The sequence below is a fragment of the Streptomyces sp. NPDC049577 genome (genome assembly GCF_040675635.1).
Taxonomy (GTDB): domain Bacteria; phylum Actinomycetota; class Actinomycetes; order Streptomycetales; family Streptomycetaceae; genus Streptomyces.
In genome coordinates this window covers 1-3,338 of sequence record NZ_JBFAPH010000494.1, presented here as the reverse complement: position 1 = coordinate 3,338, position 3,338 = coordinate 1, and the positions used below count along the sequence as shown (strand labels likewise).

The 3,338-nt window shown below is 78.5% G+C and carries 2 protein-coding genes; one reads left to right on the top strand and one right to left on the bottom strand.

Features of this window, described 5'->3' with window-relative positions:
• Positions 1 to 1,436 (top strand): PTS transporter subunit EIIC (locus tag AB0K09_RS31640; RefSeq protein WP_366068833.1); only part of this gene is annotated, 1,436 nt, incomplete at its 5' end.
• On the opposite strand, the gene AB0K09_RS31635 is transcribed toward AB0K09_RS31640, so the two are convergent.
• The coding region (locus AB0K09_RS31635; protein ID WP_366068832.1) for a helicase-associated domain-containing protein at positions 1,399 to 3,338 on the bottom strand (1,940 nt) is incomplete at its 5' end. The two genes, AB0K09_RS31640 and AB0K09_RS31635, sit on opposite strands and share 38 nt — an antisense overlap.

The following is a 3,338-nucleotide window of genomic DNA, read 5'->3' as shown; positions in this document are numbered from 1 at the left end:
CGGCCGAGGCCGGTGCCGGGCCCGGCGGCGACGCCCCGCCCGGCATGGGCCCGGTGCACGGCGAGGGCACCCCGCCCGCGTCCGCGGCGCGGGCTTCGTCCGGAGCGGCCGCTTCGACCGGGGCACCGGGGCCGATCGCCGGTGGCTCTGACGGGCCGCCGGCCCCGCCCGGCGGGCCGGGCCCGGCCGGGGTGGCGGCGGATGCGGGAGGTGCGGCCGAGGCCGGTGCCCGGCTGGGCGCGGGTCCGCCGTCCGGCGCCGGCGGCTCGTCCGGTGCCGAGGTGCTTGCGCGGCGGGGGGCCGCGTTGCGGGCCGAGCGCGCCGCGCGCAATGCCACCCCCGGCAAGCTTCTGCTGCGCCGCATCGCACAGATCTTCGTGCCGCTCATCCCCGCGCTCATCGGCTGCGGCATCGTCGCCGGGCTCGCCGGGCTGCTGGCCAGCCTTCACCTGCTGCCGTCGCTCGTGCCCGCGCTCAACGCCGTCGCGTCGGCCTTCATGTCGCTCATCGCCGTCTTCGTCGGCTACCAGACCGCACGCGAGTTCGGCGGCACGCCGGTGCTGGGCGGGGCGGTCGCGGCGATCGTCGTCTACCCGGGCGTCACCCGGGTGCACGCCTTCGGCATCGAGCTCGCGCCCGGCCAGGGCGGCGTCCTCGGCGCGCTGGCCGCCGCGCTGCTGGCGGTGTGGGTGGAGAAGCGGTGCCGGCGCGTGGTTCCCGAGGCGCTGGACGTCCTGCTGACGCCGGCTCTGGCCGTGCTGCTGCCCGGGCTCGTCACCCTGTACGGGCTGATGTTCGTCGCGGGCGAAATCTCCACGGCCGTCGGCCACTTCGCGGACCGTCTGATGGCGACCGGAGGCGCCGCCGCGGGCTTCGTCCTGGGCGGGCTCTTCCTGCCGCTGGTGATGCTCGGCCTGCATCAGGCGCTGATCCCCGTCCACGCGACGCTCATCGCCCAGCAGGGGCACACCGTCCTGCTGCCGCTCCTCGCCATGGCCGGCGCGGGCCAGGTCGGCGCGGCCCTCGCCGTCCTCGTGCGCCTCTCCCGCGACCCGTCCGTCCGGCGCACCGTGCGCTCCGCCCTCCCGGCCGGCCTGCTGGGCATCGGCGAACCGCTCATCTACGGGGTCTCCCTGCCGCTGGGCCGCCCCTTCGTCACCGCCTGCGTCGGCGGCGCGCTCGGCGGCGGCTTCCTCGGGCTGCTGGGCCAGCTGGGCGACCCGGTCGGCGCCACCGCCATCGGCCCCTCCGGCTGGGCCCTGTTCCCCCTGCTCACGGGCCACCACGGCCTCGCCCGTGCCGCAGCCGTCTACGGCGCGGGGCTGCTGGTCGGTTACGCGGCGGGGTTCGTGGTGACGTACGCGTTCGGATTCGGGCGGGGCTCCGGAGAGGGGAGCGTCACGCCCGTTCGTCCGCCAGCTCCGCCACCCCCGTGATGCGGTGCAGGGCGTACGTGCGGACCTCCTCCGCCGTGTGGTCGTAGGCCGTCACGAAGCCGCCCTCCACACGGACCGGCGCGATGACGCGCTGGCTCGCCGCGCCCTCCGCGCTGACGTAGCCGATCCAGACGGCCGAGCCGGTCAGGACCGCGGCCTGCATCGTGGCCAGGGTCTCGGCGGAGGTCGTGCGGGGCAGGGTGCCGTCGGAGGGGGCCTGGGCGGCGGCCGGTTTGCGCTCGGCGGTGGACGCGCGGTCGCCGGCGCGGACGGCGCGGACCGCCGCGCCGAGGAGCGTGGAGTCCGGGACCGGCGGGCCCTCGGGGACGGGGGCGGGGGCCGTGCGCGGCGGGGTGCGGCGGGCGTCGGCGCGGGTGACGACGACATCGCCCTCGGCGGACTCGGCGGCCGGCGCGTAGCCCATCGCGCGCAGCCCCTCCAGCAGCGCGTCCGGCGCGGCCTGGGCGGCCACGACCGTCGGCGCGAGGCGGCGCAGCCGCAGCGGCGCCGAGCGGCGGTCGGCGAGGATCTCGGCCAGCAGCGCCTCGTCGTCGCAGCGCACGTACGAGGAGGCCGCGCCGACCCGCAGCCGGCCGTGGCGGCGGGCCACGTCGTCGATCAGATAGGCCAGCGGCTGCGGCACGGGCGTGCGGGAGTGCTCGGCGAGGAACGCCCGCAGGTCCGCCGCCGTGCGCCCCGCGTCCAGGGCGCGGCGCACGGACTCGGGGGTGAAGCGGTAGACCGTCGCACCGCCCTTGGACTCGACGTCCGCCAGCACGCCCAGCGTCTGGGCGAGCGGCCGGCGCAGCGGGCCGGGGGCGACGGCCGTCAGGTCGGCCTGGAGCAGGACGTGGTCCAGCGGCTCGGGCAGCAGCGGTGCGAGCGCCACGGCGGCCCCGGCCGGGGTGCCGGCGAGCAGGGCGCGGCCGTGCGCGGAGAGGGCGCCGCGGCTGGTGACGCCCAGCATCTCCGCCTCGGTCAGCGTCCACAGCGCGAGCCGCGCGCGCAGATCGTCGGTGGCCGTGCGCGGCGGGCGCTCCCACTGCAACCGGGCCAGCAGCGTGTCGGCGGAGACGGAAGCGCCCTCCGGCAGCCCGGCCAGCAGGGTGAGCACCCGGTGGCGCACCTCGGGCGCCGGCGCCCGGTCCAGGTCGGGGCCGAGGGCGGCGAGCGTACGGCCCTTGACGTCCTTCTCCCCGACCAGCCCCGGCGTGCGCGTGGCCGCGAGCCACGCGGCGGCCAGGCGCGCCCAGCGCTGTTCGGCGGGCAGCGGCAGCCACTCGTCGTAGTCGGGGGTCGGGGCGTAGCGCTCGTCGACGTCGCCGTCGGAGGCGAGCAGCCCGGCCGCGAACGCGAGTTCGATCCAGAAGGCGGCGGCCTGCTCGGTCGCGTCCAGGGCGGCCGCGGTGCGCTTGAGGTCCCGTACGCCCAGGCCGCCGGCGCGCAGCACCAGCGGGCCGGACGTCTCCCACAGGGCCAGCAGCTCCTCGACGGTCGTCAGCGCGGTGAACGCCTGGCCCGCCGCGGTCGCGTCCACCGTCACGGGCGGGTGCTCGGTGACAGGGATGAGCGCGGGCGGCTCCGGCTCGGGCGCCCGGTGCGCGCGCCCGGCGCGCAGGTGCAGCGCCGCCTCGCGGGGCAGCGCGACGCTGCCGGGGGCGAGGGGCAGCAGCAGGCCGCGGTCGAGCAGCCAGCGCAGATGCGGGGCGGGCTCGGCGGTGACCGTGCCGTACGGCGGGCCCCACATCAGCTTGCCGAGCACGGCCGTCGCCTCGGCCGGCGCGCCCTCCAGCAGCGCGGCCATGCGCGCGCGGTCCTCGAACAGGGCCGTCAGCGCGGCGACGGCCGTGACCGGGTCGTGCGTGCCGGGCAGCCCGGCGGCGGCGATGATCTCCTGTAGCC